Genomic DNA, 14,748 nt, shown 5'->3' with positions numbered 1-14,748 from the left:
ACGGCTGGTAGCGCACCGCGGACTGCGGGAGGTCCAGTGCTGACGCGATGCGGACCAGGGCGCGGGCGACGTCGTCGTTGGTCTGCTCCCCACCCTCAAGGGCGAGTGCCGCGGTGACGCGGTTCGGCTCGACCTCGGTGCGCCCGATCTTGGCCTTGGCGAGACCGACCTTGGCGAGCAGGCCCTTGTCAGCGGACTCGGCGGGCGCCGCACCGTCCGACGTGCGGAGCGCCATGCGGATGTTCCAGGACAGAGCGAGTACGGCGCCGCCCATCAGGAAGGTGTCCGGGAGGATGCCGGTCAGGGGTCCGGCGAGCGCGGCCCCGGTCATCCACGCGGACCCGGCCGCGACCGTGATCGCGGAGTGCAGGCGCCGCTGGGTGCTGGTCTCCCGACCGGCCCACCAGGTCGCCCCGGTCAGGGCGACGGCGGACAGAGTGAGCCCGACGCCAGCGCCCACGGAGTCGGACCACAGAAGGTGTGCGCCCGACCCGACGATGCCGACTCCGGCGACACCGAGCCACGGCGGCAGGTGCGGCATCGCCCGGTGCAGGAGGTACGTACCGACGCCGCTCGACCCGCGCCGGGTGGTGTGCTGGTCTGTGGTCCTGTTCATGGCGTGCCTCTCCAAATGCCGTTCGACGTCCCGATAGTCCTGATTGATGTCGACCAACCGGCGCTTCACTGGGCGGTCCAGTTCATGCGCGGCTGCTGCGGGCGGGCGCGGTGCCGGACCCGGTTGATCTCCTCCTCGTACTCCTGCTGGAACGCGGCGTATGTGGCGGCGGCGAGCTTCGCGGCGTTGCGCAGCTCGTCGGCGGACCGCTGCAGCTTGCGGTGGACCTTGAACGCGCGCCGCTGTGCGCCGCCCATCCGGCCCTCCGGGTCGGGGACCGTGGACAGCACGCCCTTGAGGATCTCGGCACCCATGGCCACCTCGATGGAGAGCATGACCGCGGCGGCCCGGAGGGTGTTGCAGTAGTTCCGGATCTGCGCGGGGGAGGTGAACTCGGGGGCGGGGAGCAGGCTCTCCGAGTGCGTCCGGGCTGCCGGAACGGCCGCCTTCGTGCTCCTGCCGTTGTTCACGATGAAGTTGATCGGCGGAACGAATCCGCCAGCCGCGGAGCCGACGAAGGTTCCGGCCGCGGACGCGAACTTGTCCGCCTTCGAGGCGCCGTTGGTGTTGGTGGTCATGCTGACCTGCTCTCTGGTTGGTGGGTGGTAGGCCGGTCGTCTGTCCGGTCCTCTGCCACGCCCGGTTCGAGACCGGGCGGACAGGGGGCCGTCAGCGCTTCCGGGCCGCGGTGATGGCCTGCTGGCCGGTCTCGCTGCCCACGGAGCGCACGACCGTGGTGACGGCCCACCCGGCGGCGACGACGACCAGGGCGACGACCGCGAGACTGACCGCCATCGACGTGATCGCGGCGATGAGCAGCGGGCCGAAGTACACGCCCGCGGCGACGGTGCCCGCGCCGATCCCGGAGCCGAGCGCGACGCGCTGCATCGTGCGGTCCGGCGGCGCCTGGTGGACGTGGACGACCTGCGGCTGCTGCGCCTGCACGGGCACCGGGGCGTAGGCGTGCGTCCCGTCCGGGAGCTGCACCACCATCTGCGGTACCGGGGTAGGAAGCTGATCCATTGCTGTCTCCTGCTGGTCGGTGCGGGGTCTGCGGGGAGTGCCCCGGGCCGGATTCGATCCGGCAGCGTCACGCCGGGTCCGGGGCTGGATGGTTACTGCGTGGGGCGCGGGAGGGCGCGGCACGTCTCCGCGTGGGCCTGGGCGCGCTCGTGAGCGACGCGCTCGTGCCAGTGCTCGCCGGACGAGCCGAAGGGGCATCCGGTGCACCGGTAGCCGGTGCGGTCGCCGCCGCCCGTGATGTCGACAGTCGCGCCAAAGTCGGCGCCATACCGGTGCGTGACGCCCTCGGGCCACGGCTCGGTGAAGACGGGGATGCGGGTGTTCTGCATGGGGTGCTCCTTCAGTGGTGGGGTGGTGCGGGCGGGCGGGGGTGCTCAGTCGCAGTCGCAGGCGCAGCCGCGGCCAGCGCACCGGCCGCAGTCCTGGCAGGTGTCGCAGTGCCGGCAGTGGTGGCAGCCGCGCGGGGCGGGGGGCCAGCAGTCGCAGCCGGTGGGCGCCCACGGGTCGGGCGACCCGAACATTCCGAGCTGTCCGGGTACCGGCTGGACCGGCGTGCGGGCGGGGGTCCGGGGCGGGATACGGCGGGCCATGGCCGTCACTTCCCGGTTCCGGCGAGGGCGAGTTCCTGACGGCGGGCGGTGACCCAGCCGAGGGACCATCCGGTCTCGTCCGCGAGCGTGCGCAGGGTCACGGTCCGGTTCGCGTTCACGGCGGCGGCGATGTGTTCACGGGCCGCCTGCTCGTCGAGCTTGGTCGTGTTCACGGCGGGGGTGGACGGCTCCGTCGACGGGGTCTTGTTCACGGCGGGGGCCGTCTTGTTCACGGTGGCCGGTGCCGTGTTCACGGGCCGCTGCTGCGGCTGTTCACGGGCCGCCCGGCGCGCGGCTGCGGCCTGTTCACGAGCGAGGCGCTCGGCGGTCTCCCGCTGCTGCCGTTCACGGGCTGCGCGCTCCTTCTCGGCCCGCTCCCGCTCCTCTCGGGCGTCCTCGCGCTCCTGCTGCTCCCGGCGCTCGGCGGCTGCACGGTCGGCCCGCTCCCGCTCCATCAGGAGCGCGTGGTCCCGCTGTTCCTTGGCCTGCCGCTCCTCACGGTCAAGGCGTTCGCGTTCAAGGCTGGCGGCGTGTTCACGGGCCTCGCGCGCCGCCTGTTCACGGCGGGCGGCTTCTTGTTCACGCTCGGCGCGTTCGCGGGCCTCGCGCTGTTCACGGTCGGCCCGTGAACGCTGCTCGGCCTGTTCACGCTCGGCCTTCTCGGCGCGTTCACGCTCGGCCTGTTCACGGGCGATGCGGTCCAGTGCCCGGCCGATCGCGGCCCGGTATGAACGCGCCGCCTCGGCGGTGACGATCAGCAGGAGCGGTGCGACGGAGTGGACGGCGACGCCGACCCAGTCGGCTTTCAGCGCGCTGTCGCCGACGTTGAGGAGCAGGGTCATCAGGCCGGTGAGCCAGCGGAGCACGGCCGGCCACCGCCCGGCGGGCGTGCGGAGCCGGTCCACGGTCGAGTCCAGCCGGACGACGATGACGACGGCGGCGTCGACGACGAGGGGGAGGATCGGCGCGGTCCACCCCCACCCGTCCGGGGTGACCCGCTCGACGAGCGGCGTGACGGTGAAGACGGAGAAGAGAACGGCTCCGGCGGTGATGCCCCACGTACCGGCGGACAGGGCCCGCTCGGAGGACTGGATCTGTGCGGGGGTCAGGGTCTCGATACGGCTCACCGCTGACCACCCCCGAGCGGGAGCGTCCGGATGCGCCACGGAACCTCGGCAGCCGCGGACGGGGTCGCGCAGCACGTGGTGGAAGAGGTCCACCCGTCGCGGGGGGCGCCCTCGGCCTCAGCCGCGCTCTCCGCCGCGTCCCGGGTGGCGTGCACGCTGTGCAGCTCCCCGAAGTGGAGCAGGACGTAGACGCGGTCGGCGCGGTCGGCCTGCTTGCGGGCGACCCGCAGCAGCGTCCGCAGTGCCTGGCGGTCCTCGGTGTCCAGGAGCTGCTGGGCGCGCAGAGCGTCCAGCTCGCCTCGGGCGTGGGCGAGGTCGTCGCGGGCGGCGGTGAGGTCGTCGCGGGCGGCGGTGAGGTCGTCGCGGAGCGCCTCGTTCGTTTCCAGGGCCCCGAGCAGGGAGTCTCCCGTGTCGAAAAGGTGTTGCTCGGTCTCGGCGAGGGTGCCGCGGAGCGCGGCCAGTGCAGCGCGGGCGGAGTCCAGTTCAGCGCGGGCGGCGGTGAGGTCGGCGGCTCGGATGAGACGGATCTTCATCACGAGCACCCGCAGACCTTCTGGTCGTCGGGCACGTCGGCTCCGCAGAGCCAGCACGTCCAACGGATGGGGGCCCACCTGGGCCGGATACGGTTCTTCATGGGTCGGTCCCTCCTCGGGAGCGTTGGGGGAATCGGCCCGACAGCGGCCCCGGGGTGTGATCCCGGGGCCGCGCCGGTTTCCAACGCCTCGAAGCTAGGCCGCTCATGATGAAGTGTCAAGACACTTTGAGATTGCCTTGACGATTGTCAGCGTTTCGGGTCTCCTTGCTTGACATCGCTAACCTGAGACTCAGGACATCGAGCCCAGAGGAGGAGGACTCGTGACTTCAAACGGCATTGCTGCGGACATCCGAAGGGGGATCGCCGCAGGTGAGTACCGATACGGAGCACGCTTGCCGAGCGTGCGCGATATGGCAGAGCGCTACGAGGTGAGCCAGCAGACCGTTGCCGCCGCATACGCCGTGCTGGCAGCCCTCGGCATGGTCCGCACCGAGCGCGGGAGCGGAACGGTGGTGACCGCCGGCCGATCCGCCGATGCCCACCTCGGCACCTTCACCCCGCCGGACCTCGCCGCGGCAGTGGCGTGGAAGCCGTCCGGAGACGGGCAGGCCACGGAGGAGACCACCCTGGTCCGGCAGTTGACCGCGCCGAAGTACCCGGCAGACTGGGGGCTCACCGAGGGCTCGCAGGTTGTGGAGCGCACCCGCATTCGGTCCGTCGACGGGATCCCCGCGCAACACAAGATGACCCTGCTGCCATATGAGATCGCCGCGCGCGCACCGAAGGGCCACGAAGGGGCTCCACCCATGCTCGCGCCCGTCGGTGCGCAGCCGGTGAAGCCCCCGCCGGGCGTCCGGGTCGCGGACTGGCTCGGGTGGGACGTCGCACGAACCGAGGCGTTCATCACCGCTGAGCCAATGGACCCTGCCGCGTCAGCAGCACTCGGGATGGCGGAGGGGACGCCCGGCTTCCGGATCGCCAACGTCACGAAGGACCCCGAGGGGAACACCGTGTACGTCACCGTGACCACGGCTCCGCTCCACCACCGGGTAACCCTCGACATCATCGGCTGACCGCGACTCTCCGAGATCCTGCGAGATCTCGCAAAGAACCCGCGAGAACTTCCGAGACTCATCGAGACTCACCGAGACTTTCCGAGACTTTCCGAGACTCGGCCCGAGCGCTGTGCTTACCCCCTAGACGGGCCGTAATGGCACGCAGGAGCGCCCCCCAGAACTCGGACGACCCCGGTATCGTCTACCGAGTCAAAAGGGCTTTAGGAGGGCACGTGCCAGAAATTGACGACACTGCACAGTGGCTGACGGTGAATGAGGTCGCCCAGTACTACCGGGTGGCCCCCCGCACCGTCGGCCGGTGGGTCGCAAGCGGGCAGATTCGCTCAAAGCGGATCGGCCACCGCACCGGCCGCTCCGGCGTCATCCGTATCCACCGCTCCGTCATCGAGGAGCACGACACCCCCTCGGCATCTGCGGCATAGCCCCCAGAAACGCGTCAGGGGCCCGGTGGTGAGACACCGGACCCCAAGGGCGCTGCCGAGATTCTATCCACCGGACGGCGGTCCGGGGTGTGACAGCGACTGCTGCTACGCAGTCGCCAGGGTAGAACAGGACGTTCATGTCAGTCACGGGCGCCCTGGTCCCTCCAGTCCACATCCCGGAGCCGCCCCATCCACAGATGGGCGCTTTCATGAGGACAAACCAGCAGGCCACAGCACCTAACGCCACAGAGCTAACCACCCCCCGCGATCAGCCGTCTGTTGACACTCCGGACGGGCGACCGGCCGTGAACGTAGCCGCCGCGCAGCTTTCCGTAGCCATGACGTGGGTGCGCCGCGGCTTCTCCGTGATCCCCTGCTCGCGCACCGACAAGGGCGCCATGGTCCCCGGTTTCGGGAAGAGCGCGACGGACGCCCAGACGGCCCCGTTCAGCGACCCGGAGCAGGTCTCCCGGTGGTGGAGCAGCGGCCGGTTCGCCCGCGCGCACGTCGGTCTGCTCACCGGCCGCGGCGGTGTCGACGGGCGCGGCCTGGTCGTCATCGACCTGGACATGCCGAAGCCGGGGGCCGCCCCGCTGACCGGTCGGTGGGCCGGATGCGCCGGCGGCACCGACGTCCTGGAGCTGCTGATGCGTGAGGCCGGGGCCGAGTGGCCGGACACGTACACGGTGATGACCCCGTCCGGCGGGATGCACCTGTACTACCTGCAGCCGGTCGACGGCGACGTGATCGGCTGCGCGACCGGGGAAGGGCCGCGCGCCCCGCACATCGGCCCCCTGGTCGACGTCCGCGGCATCGGCGGGTACGTGATCGCCGCCGGGTCGTACTCGACCGCGCAGGGCCGCCCGTACACGCGGGTGTCGGCCCCGGAGCTGCTGCCGCAGCCGCTCCCCGCATGGCTGCTCGCCCTGCTCCGCCCGGCCGTTGCTCCGAAGCCCGAGCACCGCCCCGCCCCGGTCTGCCAGTTGCCGACCGGCGACCGCGCCGAGCGGTACGCCATCGCAGCACTGACCGGCGAGACGGACAAGGTGAGCAGCGCGGGCGCGGGCGAGTACTGGAGGCTGATCACCGCGTCGACGTTCCGCCTCGCCGAGCTGCACCACACCGCGCCGCACATCCTCACCGAACAGGCCGTGACGGACGCCCTCGTGGGCGCAGCCACGCAGGCCGGTATGGAGGAACGGGCCGCGCTCAAGGCCGTGGCCACCGCATGGTCCCGCAAGGCGTTCGGCGGTGCCGCGTGACGACTGCCCACGCTTCACTTTCCGCCGTACCGGCCCCCGCCCCTGCTGGGGATGACGACATGTGGGCCGGATTCGAAACCGCAGCCCCGGACGGGGAGCAGCAACGTCCGGAGCCCGTACCAGCGGTGCCCGGGGGAGTGATGCCGTCCCCCACCAACCCGATGGCGGTCGCACGGGAGCTCATGCCCGCGTGGCAGGTCAACGGGCAGGCGGCGCTGCGGTACTGGCGGTCGTCATGGATGCGGTGGCAGGGAACCCACTGGTCTGAGGTCGACGACGGTGCAATGCGCGCCGATCTCTACCCGCGGCTCGAACATGCCACCTACCGGGGCATCGACAAGCGCACGGGCAATGAGGTCTCTCTGCCATGGGCGCCGAACCGGGGGAAGATCGCGAACCTGATTGAGGCCATCGAGTCGATCACCTACCTGCCCACGGAGACCGAACCACCGTCGTGGCTGCAGGGTGGGGACTGCGCCCCGTCGGAGATCATCGCGTGCCGGAACGGGCTGCTGAACATCCGGTCACGGAAGCTTCAGCCGCACACCCCGCGGTTCTTCAACAACAGCTCCGTCCCCTTCGACTACTCCCCGGAGACCCCCGAACCGAAGCGGTGGCTGGGCTTCCTGCAGTCGGTATGGCCGGACGATCAGGACGCGATCGCCCTTCTGCAGGAGTGGTTCGGGTACGTGCTGTCTGGCCACACAGACATGCAGAAGATCATGCTCATGATTGGGCCCACCCGGTCCGGTAAGGGCACGATCGCGCGAATCCTCACCGCACTGGTAGGGGAGGGGAACCATGCTGGCCCGACGCTCGCGAGCATGGGCACCAACTTCGGTATGAGCAAGCTCATCGACGCATCCCTTGCGATCATCTCGGATGCCCGCCTGCCCCGAGTTCCAGGAGCAGCAGAGACGATCGTGGAGCGGCTGCTGTCGATCAGCGGTGAGGATCGGCTCGACGTCGACAGGAAGTACCGGGCGCTCTGGACCGGCCGAATCCCTGCCCGATTCATGATCTTGTCCAACGAATTGCCCGCGTTCGCCGACGCATCCGGAGCCATCGCGAACCGGCTGCTGATTCTCAGTATGGAAACCAGCTTCCTCGGACGCGAGGATCACTCTCTAGACGCCGACCTGCAGTCGGAGCTACCGGGGATTCTGAACTGGGCGCTTGAGGGGCTAGACCGACTGCTGCAGCGTGGACGGTTCGCAGGTTCGCCAGTCTCGTCTACCGAGCATGTCGAGCTGCTCGCCGACAGCGTCTCGCCCACGTCTGCATTCCTCCGTGAGCGCTGCACCGTCGGCCCCGACAAGACAGTCTCCGTTGCCCTGATTTACGACGTCTGGCGCCAGTGGTGCGAGACGGGCGGCCGGGAGCACCCGGGCACCCGCGAGACGTTCGGCAGGAACCTGCTCGCAGCCATTCCGGGACTCAAGCGCAGCCGACCGTACATCCAGGGCACCAGGGTCCCGACCTATGTGGGCGTAACTCTCGGAGCCACCCCAGATCAGTAGACCGCGCCACCGAGCAGCCATGGACCGGGTAGGGACACCCCTACCCGGTCCACTGTTTTCGCAGGTCAGAGCATGTTGGACCGGGTGGACCGGGCAAATTCAGCAATGTTGAGCTTCCTGGCTTCCTGTGTGCGCGTACGTGAGGCCAGTTTTTCTAAATCACCCGGTCCACCCGGTCCAACGCCCTGAAAACACGCCCTGACCAGCAAAAACGATGGACCGGGTAGGCATCAATTCACCCGGTCCAAACCCGGTCCATGGACCGGGTACCCGGTCCAAGCCGCAGACGGACGTCCACCGGCCACCGTCGGCAACCTTCGCCGGGGGGTGGCTAGCCTCAGAGCAGCCATCCACCCCCCGCCATTCGGCGACTGGTGCTGCGGGCCGTCCGGCGGCTGCCGCGCCGTGACTCGCACTCGACGACGGACCGGTGTCGACGACGGCCGTGGTCGCCCAAGGTCGTGCGGCGTAGCCGCTCCTCTTTGCTTGTCGCCTGGACCCGCGCGCGGTCGAGGGGCCTGGACCCATTTTTTCGGTTGTTTCCGGTTGTCAGGTCGTGTGCGCCATGGCCGCCCGGCAGTCGCGAAGCTTCCGGCAGCGGACCACCCAAGATCCGGCCAGGGCCCCGGATTTTGGGTGATTTTGGGTGGTCCAGGTGTTCTACGGCCGGCGTGCCCGTGGCATTCGCGTGTCCGCCGGGCATGGGGGGCCCGTAGCCGGTGGTGGTTGCGGGCCCTCGGGGTGACCCGCGCGGTCGGGCTCCCCGACACCGGGCTGTCATGACCTTCGGGCCGTGCGCCCGTGCCGGGGGTGTTCGCGGCGGTTGGGGTTCGTGGGCGCGGCTCTCACAAAAGGGGAAAACTGCCGCCGGGGGTGTTCGCACCACCTGGGCGGTCTCCGTGATGTCGGTTTCGCGTGATGCGGACGCCCCTACCCCTGTAGCGGCCGGTCTCGTGCAGCGTTGCGTTGAACGGCCTGTGTGTACGACACGGGCGCGGCGTATCTGATGTGCGGCACGTCGGGGGTCGCGTAGGCCGCGTATGTGTCCAGGTTTCGGTTTCAACTACCCGCTTGCTGCGCCTGTCTGCCCGTGGCCGTACGTGCGGGTGCGGGGTGTCGGGGCCTCGGTGGCTGCGGGCCGAGCGTCGAGTACGCCGTGTGCGCGGAGGTCGTCGAGGGAGATGTCCGGCCGGTACAGCGGCTGTCCGCTGAGGTCGGCTTCCGTCGCGCGGATGCGTGTCTCGGGGGGACTGGCGGGGCTCGGTGCGGGGGACTGCTGTACGGGGCCGAGGCCGAGGCGCCGGCGGGAGGTCGTCATCCCCGGATCGTAGATCCGCGCGACTGTTCCAGTAGCGCCCAACTTGCTCCGCTGCGCCGGGCCGGACCCGCCTGAAAAACCTCTCTCCGGCTCTGCGGAAAGAGGTGTCGTTGACGGCCGAGGCTTGCCCGCAGGGCGATGCCCGCAGGTCACCGTGCCTGGGCAAGCCTGGGCTTGCCCAGGTGAGGTTCGCACCTCCGGTAGTGGTCCCGGTGCACCCTCTGGAGCGCCCCTCCAGCCACCCGTAGGGGCACCTCCCGGTGCAACCCCCGGACGCGGTTACTGGGGTCAGTAACCCACAACTCGCTGTCCGGATCTGCCGCCCCGGTACGTCATTGCGTTGACGTACCGGGGCGGTCTGCGTCGTGCGGGTCGACCGCGGCCGGGGTGGCCGCGCCGCCGACTCCGAGGATCCGCCGGCGGATTGCGGCGGGCAGCTCGGCGGCGCCGGGAGTCCCCAGGAGTGCGCCGGGCTCGGCCCGCTCGGCGGGCAGCAGCTGCGGGGCCGTGCTCCTGGTCGTGCTCGTCGTCGGGCCGGTGCCGAGGGGGCGGCGGTGCGTCGTCATGCGCCGATTCTGCGGCCGGTCGTCGGGTCCGGCGGGCGCCCATATTCGGATTACTTTCGCGGCCGGGCCCGGAGTGCAAGAGGTGTGCCTGTCTGAGGGTGTTCGTCGTCGACGTCCTGGTGCTCGTCGTGCTCCTGGTGGTGCTCGTCGTCCTGGTGGTCGTGCTCGTCGCTCGTGGTGGTGATGGTTGGCGTGGCTCTTGGGTGGGTGGGTGCGTGGTCGTGGTGCGCTGGCTGCATGAGTTCTTCTGCACCGACCCCGGAGTACGGGGCGCCCTTCCTCCCGGTGGTCGGGAGTCGTCCGGCGCGGCCCGTCGAGCACGACGACCAGGAGCACGACGACGTCGAGCTGTACGACTGCGGGCACGATCCGAGTGGCGGTGACTGCGACTACGACTGCCCGCGCTACGCGCGCAGCTGGGCGGGATTCTGAGCCGTCGGGTCGTGATGCATAGGTGTGGGGATTCGGGCTCGTGCTCCTGGTGCTCGTCGTCGACGGCCGGTCTCGTACGACGGCGCGTCCCGGCCTGTCGTCGTCGTGTCGGTGACGTGGCATCACGGACGGGCCGGACGCATCGCTGGACAGGCCGGACCTGGGCTGACGCGTCGGACACGTCAGATCGGCCCCCCGGGGTAGATCCGTCTGCGGTGCGGTTCTGCCAGCAGTCGGGCCCCGCGGTTTGTGCCGGCCTTTTTTGCCGGGTTGGACCGGGGCACTCGGTCGTCGGATCCCGCGCCACGACGATGCCGCGCCGCGCGGGACGCGTTGCCGGGTCGGGCCACATCGCGGCAGCAGGAGCCCCCCGCCCGCCACGACAGGCTGTGTGGTCTCCTCACGCGCCCGCATCCGTGACGGCGGGAGTACGGCGGCCGACCCCGTGATAGGGCCGCAGACGGCGACGAGAGGCCACGCCGACCACCCCTCGCCTTGCCGCTAGCCGTCTCTCCAGCGAGGTTCGCGTGTCTGCCGAGCATGACGAAGGGCCCGCGGCCGGGGAGGCTGCGGGCCCTGCTGCTGGTGGGGGTCAGTCGCGGTCGGCGGCCCGCTGCACCCACGAGGCGATGGTCGCGACGGTGGACCACTCCCAGCCCGCGACCCATTCCGCGATCCGCTGGTCGTAGGCGCCCAGCTCGATACCGGCGTCGGCGAGCACGGCGAGCAACTGGTCGCGCTGGTCAGCGTCGGTGACGTAGCCGCGGGGGGCGGTCTCGACGGGGCCGGTGGGTACGGGGTCGATGGTCATGATTCTGTCCTCCAGGGGTTCAGGCGGTGTGCATGGCGGCGGTGAGGGCGTCGGCCATTCGGTACGACGGCGAGCGGTGGAGTGCTCCGGCGTGGCGGTCGTAGCGGCGGGTGGTGCGGGGGTCGGCGTGGCCCATGGCGTCCTGGACGTCGGCGAGCGGCACGCCCTGGTCGAGGAGCGCGGTGGCGTAGCTGTGGCGGAGCGAGTGGGGGGAGATGGCGCCCGCGGACTCGATTCCGGCGGCGGCGGCGACGCGGCGCAGCAGCCGGTAGGCGGCGGGCTCGTCCATCGGCCGGCCGGTGCGGGTGGCGAACAGCGGGTCGTCGTCGGCGGCGTCGGGGCGGGTGGCCAGGTAGGCGTCGATGGCGTCGACGGCGAGCGGGACCAGGACGACGCGCTTGGTCCTGTCGCCCTTCACGATGAGGTCGGCGACGCGGTGGCCCTGGTCGGTGCCGAGCGCGCCCACGGTGACGGCGAGGACGGAGCCGATGCGGCCCGCGGTGGTGGCGAGCATGGTCAGGAGCGCGTAGGTGCGGGGCGTCTCGTGCTCGCGGGCGTAGGTGAGCAGGGTGCCGAGTTCGGCCGGGGTGAGGCCGCGCGTTGTCGATGCGTCGGCGGAGACGCTGGGGCGCTCCATGCCGTCGAAGGGGTTGCGGGCGGCGACGTCGGCCCGGACCAGGTAGGCGTACCAGGACGAGGCGGCGGCGAGGCGGCGGGCGCGGGTGGACTTGGCGAGGCCGGTCTTGCGGAGCGCGGTGGCGTAGTCGTCGGCGACGGTGGGGGCCGCGGTCGTCGGGTCGGTGCCGGTGGCGGCGCAGTAGGCCAGCCACCACCCGGCGTCCTTCGCGTAGGCGGTCCGGGAGTGCTCGGAGGGGCGCCGGCCGAGCCATGAGCGGGTGGCGGTGAGGACGTCGGCACCGGCGCCCGCCCGGCCGAGGAGGTCGAGCAGTGCGGAGGGGGAGGCGGCGGGCGGGGTGCCGCGCAGCACGAGGACCGGGGCGGTGGCGGGTGTTGGGGCGGCGGCGTGTCCGGCGGGCGCCGGCAGGGTCGCGCTCACGGGGCGGCCGGGGGGCAGTTGGGGCAGGAGAACACGAACGCCTTGGGCACGAAGCGCAGCGGTCGCTCGTCGGCGCCGCGCCAGCGCCACCCTTCCTCGTGCAGCGGCTGCCACTGACCGGCCGGGGGGCGGGCGGTGATGGCCCGGCAGGTGTCGCAGGTGAGGACCGGGTCCTGGTAGTGAGTCGGCATGGGTACAGGATAACAGTCATTATTCTGTAGTGGTGAGGACTCGTCAGACATGGCGAGACAGGAGGCGACAGCAGCGACGGGCCATATCGGGGCATATGCCTAACAGTTGGCATCAGCGGGCAAGTCGGGCGCGCGCTCCCGGATACGGTCGGCTCCATGACTGATGAACAGAGCCCTCCACCCCCCGCTGCTCCGGTGTGCGAGCGGGAGTCGTGCGGCAAGCCGCTGAGTCCGTCTCGGGGGGCGACGCCGCGGAAGTGGTGCTCGCGGTCGTGTCGGCAGCGGGCCTACGAGGAGCGGCGCCTGCAGGAGACGGTGGCGCTCGCGATGGCTACGGCCATACAGCAGGAGAGGGCGGCAGCCGCACGGCGCCAGCCGTCACATGACGCGTCACATGACGCGTCACATGACGACTCGCCTCCTGCTCCTGGACGGGGCCGGCGGCCGTCTCCGGGTCCGGCGGGGCCGGAGCGACCGTGGTGGTCGGGCGTCATCCCCACGGAGCGGGCATGACTGCGGCCCCTGCCCCGTGATGGGGGCAGGGGCCGCGTAGTCGGTACGCTCTGGCTCGGGCCGCCCGCGATATCCGCGCGGGCGGCCCATTCGTGTGTCAGGGAGCGTCAGGCCCGGTGTCACGGCCTGGTGTCAGGGGGCGTGACACCTGCTCCCGCCTAGGGTTTTGGGTGTCACGGGGGCCGTGACGGTGTCAAGCGTCACGCGGGTGTCAGGGCGGGGACGATGCGCCACCGGCCGGTCTGGTTGGTCGGCTGCAGGCGGCCCTCTGCGGCGGCGTCGCGGAGCCTCGCGGAGACCCAGGGGCGGCTGTAGCCGTTCGCGTCGCACCAGTCCATGAAGTCCTTCGGGCCGACGATCATCTGTCCGGCCGCCTCGAACTCGTCGAGCGCGCGGGCGAACAGCTCCCGCGCCTCTTCCGGGGACGGCTTGCGCCCGGTGTCCGTACCGAACAGGCCCGGGGTGTCGTCGCCCTGCTGGGCAGGGGGGAGGTCCTGCTCCGGGTCCATGGCGGCGTCCTCGGGGTCGAGCTGGGTGCCGGTCGTGATCTCGTCGTCCTGGTCGTGCACGGTGGTGGGCTCCGTCTCGTCGGTGTCGGCGCGGCCGGTGTACGCGCGGCCGACGACCGCCTTCGCGGCTCCGGCGGTGATCGGGTCGGCGGTGGCGCCGTTGCGCACGGCCCACTCGGCGAGCGTCTCCATGAGGGACACGGCCCGGGTGGTGAACTGCTGGGTGCGGCCCGGGGAGGCGTACCGCTCCGGGTCGATGCCGCCGGAGACGACGTAGCAGTAACCGGGCCGGCGGTTGCCCCAGGCGCCGGGGTGAGCGCCCTGGTTGATGACCGACTCCGGGAGGGAGAAACCCTCGTCGCGAGGGTCGCAGCCGAGTGCGATGACCGAGGGGAGAGAGGCCCTGGTGCTCGTCGACATCTGGTCGTAGGACGGGCGCTGCAACGACACGATGAGGGAGACGCCGGCGGACCGGGCTTCCTGGGCAATGCCGGTGAACGCGTCGTCGCCCAGGTTCCGGAGCGTGTTCGCGGCCTCCTCCATCCACGCGACCATGTACGGCATGCCGGGGCAGCCGCACGCGCCGGACGCGGCGCAGGAGTGGGCGGGGTCGGTCTGCTTCTGCGCGGCCTGCGGCGTCCACTGCCGGTAGGAGTGCTTGCCGAGCCATCCGGTCCGGGCGGGGATGACGTGCTGCAGCGCCTCCACCATCGCCTCCGTGTCGGCCCCGCCCTCGACTGCCCAGTCGTAGGCGGGGAGCAGCGGCCGGAAGTCCTGGAACGCCTTGGGGTCGGACAGCCACATGATGACGTCGCCGCGGGACAGGATCTCGGTCATCAGGTTCAGGGCCGCGTCGCCCTTCCCGGACCCGGTGCCCCCGGCGATGAGGAAATGGCTGGCGTTGCGGCCGACGTCCGGGTCTCCGGGCAGCCACACCATGAGCGGGGAGCCGTCGTCGTACTGGCCGATGACGAGCGGGTCCGTGATCGAGCCGCCCGGGTTGGACGGGCCCGCCCACTCGACCGTCTCGTTGAGCATGTCCTTGGGGACGATGACGAGTTCGCCGCGGCGGGCGGAGTCGGCGGACGGCTGGTAGCGCACCGCGGACTGCGGGAGGTCCAGTGCTGACGCGATGCGGACCAGGGCGCGGGCGACGTCGTCGTTGGTCTGCTCCCCACCC

Annotated in this window: 17 protein-coding genes and 1 pseudogene; 5 read left to right on the top strand and 13 right to left on the bottom strand. The window is 71.0% G+C overall.

Annotated elements, in window-relative coordinates:
• The 6 genes and pseudogenes from ACGF2V_RS30705 to ACGF2V_RS30680 form a co-directional block, all read right to left on the bottom strand.
• Window positions 1-616 (bottom strand): annotated as a pseudogene (locus ACGF2V_RS30705) (sporulation protein SsgA); the annotation flags it as partial.
• A gap of 65 nt (window positions 617-681) precedes the next feature.
• On the bottom strand, window positions 682-1,194 hold the full coding sequence (gene traA / locus ACGF2V_RS30700; RefSeq protein ID WP_362711151.1) for a plasmid transfer protein TraA: 513 nt from the start codon (window positions 1,192-1,194) through the stop codon (window positions 682-684).
• Between the two features lie 91 nt (window positions 1,195-1,285).
• Window positions 1,286-1,639 (bottom strand): DUF6251 family protein, encoded by a 354-nt coding sequence (locus tag ACGF2V_RS30695; protein ID WP_392913727.1) that lies wholly within the window; start codon window positions 1,637-1,639, stop codon window positions 1,286-1,288.
• Between the two features lie 92 nt (window positions 1,640-1,731).
• Complete coding sequence (locus tag ACGF2V_RS30690; RefSeq protein ID WP_362711121.1) at window positions 1,732-1,968, bottom strand: hypothetical protein; 237 nt, start codon at window positions 1,966-1,968, stop codon at window positions 1,732-1,734.
• Between the two features lie 266 nt (window positions 1,969-2,234).
• A complete protein-coding gene (locus ACGF2V_RS30685) occupies window positions 2,235-3,356 on the bottom strand; it encodes a DUF2637 domain-containing protein (protein ID WP_362711123.1) in 1,122 nt (373 codons plus the stop codon).
• Window positions 3,353-3,889: a hypothetical protein gene (locus tag ACGF2V_RS30680; RefSeq protein WP_362711125.1), complete on the bottom strand. Its 537-nt coding sequence runs from the start codon at window positions 3,887-3,889 to the stop codon at window positions 3,353-3,355. The genes ACGF2V_RS30685 and ACGF2V_RS30680 overlap by 4 nt, the downstream gene beginning before the upstream one ends.
• Window positions 3,890-4,211: 322 nt before the next feature.
• Between ACGF2V_RS30680 and ACGF2V_RS30675 the strand changes: the two genes are divergently transcribed.
• From ACGF2V_RS30675 to ACGF2V_RS30660, 4 genes are all read left to right on the top strand, one after another.
• A complete protein-coding gene (locus tag ACGF2V_RS30675; RefSeq protein ID WP_362711127.1) occupies window positions 4,212-4,964 on the top strand; it encodes a GntR family transcriptional regulator in 753 nt (250 codons plus the stop codon).
• Between the two features lie 215 nt (window positions 4,965-5,179).
• The gene (locus tag ACGF2V_RS30670) at window positions 5,180-5,389 is read left to right on the top strand and encodes a helix-turn-helix domain-containing protein (protein ID WP_362711129.1); all 210 of its coding nucleotides are present in this window, start codon (window positions 5,180-5,182) and stop codon (window positions 5,387-5,389) included.
• Window positions 5,390-5,727: 338 nt separating this feature from the next.
• Window positions 5,728-6,651: a bifunctional DNA primase/polymerase gene (locus ACGF2V_RS30665; RefSeq protein WP_362711131.1), complete on the top strand. Its 924-nt coding sequence runs from the start codon at window positions 5,728-5,730 to the stop codon at window positions 6,649-6,651.
• Window positions 6,652-6,791: 140 nt separating this feature from the next.
• Window positions 6,792-8,171, top strand: coding sequence for a phage/plasmid primase, P4 family (locus ACGF2V_RS30660; protein WP_362711133.1), 1,380 nt, complete (start codon window positions 6,792-6,794; stop codon window positions 8,169-8,171).
• Between the two features lie 1,063 nt (window positions 8,172-9,234).
• On the opposite strand, the gene ACGF2V_RS30655 is transcribed toward ACGF2V_RS30660, so the two are convergent.
• The 3 genes from ACGF2V_RS30655 to ACGF2V_RS30645 form a co-directional block, all read right to left on the bottom strand.
• A complete protein-coding gene (locus tag ACGF2V_RS30655; protein ID WP_362711135.1) occupies window positions 9,235-9,489 on the bottom strand; it encodes a hypothetical protein in 255 nt (84 codons plus the stop codon).
• A gap of 332 nt (window positions 9,490-9,821) precedes the next feature.
• Window positions 9,822-10,055 carry a hypothetical protein gene (locus tag ACGF2V_RS30650; protein ID WP_362711137.1) on the bottom strand — a complete coding sequence of 78 codons (234 nt, stop codon included), beginning with the start codon at window positions 10,053-10,055 and terminating at the stop codon, window positions 9,822-9,824.
• 50 nt (window positions 10,056-10,105) lie between these two features.
• Window positions 10,106-10,294: a hypothetical protein gene (locus ACGF2V_RS30645; protein ID WP_362711139.1), complete on the bottom strand. Its 189-nt coding sequence runs from the start codon at window positions 10,292-10,294 to the stop codon at window positions 10,106-10,108.
• Between ACGF2V_RS30645 and ACGF2V_RS30640 the strand changes: the two genes are divergently transcribed.
• Complete coding sequence (locus ACGF2V_RS30640) at window positions 10,293-10,487, top strand: hypothetical protein (RefSeq protein ID WP_362711141.1); 195 nt, start codon at window positions 10,293-10,295, stop codon at window positions 10,485-10,487. The two genes, ACGF2V_RS30645 and ACGF2V_RS30640, sit on opposite strands and share 2 nt — an antisense overlap.
• 592 nt (window positions 10,488-11,079) lie before the next feature.
• On the opposite strand, the gene ACGF2V_RS30635 is transcribed toward ACGF2V_RS30640, so the two are convergent.
• From ACGF2V_RS30635 to ACGF2V_RS30620, 4 genes are all read right to left on the bottom strand, one after another.
• Complete coding sequence (locus ACGF2V_RS30635; RefSeq protein WP_362711143.1) at window positions 11,080-11,298, bottom strand: hypothetical protein; 219 nt, start codon at window positions 11,296-11,298, stop codon at window positions 11,080-11,082.
• A gap of 19 nt (window positions 11,299-11,317) precedes the next feature.
• A complete protein-coding gene (locus tag ACGF2V_RS30630) occupies window positions 11,318-12,355 on the bottom strand; it encodes a tyrosine-type recombinase/integrase (RefSeq protein ID WP_362711145.1) in 1,038 nt (345 codons plus the stop codon).
• Window positions 12,352-12,546 carry a hypothetical protein gene (locus ACGF2V_RS30625; protein ID WP_362711147.1) on the bottom strand — a complete coding sequence of 65 codons (195 nt, stop codon included), beginning with the start codon at window positions 12,544-12,546 and terminating at the stop codon, window positions 12,352-12,354. The genes ACGF2V_RS30630 and ACGF2V_RS30625 overlap by 4 nt, the downstream gene beginning before the upstream one ends.
• Window positions 12,547-13,259: 713 nt before the next feature.
• Window positions 13,260-14,748: sporulation protein SsgA (locus ACGF2V_RS30620; protein WP_392913723.1), on the bottom strand; the 1,489-nt coding region annotated here is incomplete at its 5' end.

Source organism: Streptomyces sp. NPDC047982, from assembly GCF_043204165.1.
GTDB lineage: Bacteria > Actinomycetota > Actinomycetes > Streptomycetales > Streptomycetaceae > Streptomyces.
Note: the sequence above shows the minus strand (reverse complement) of the source record. Positions and strands in the feature narration are given on the sequence as shown.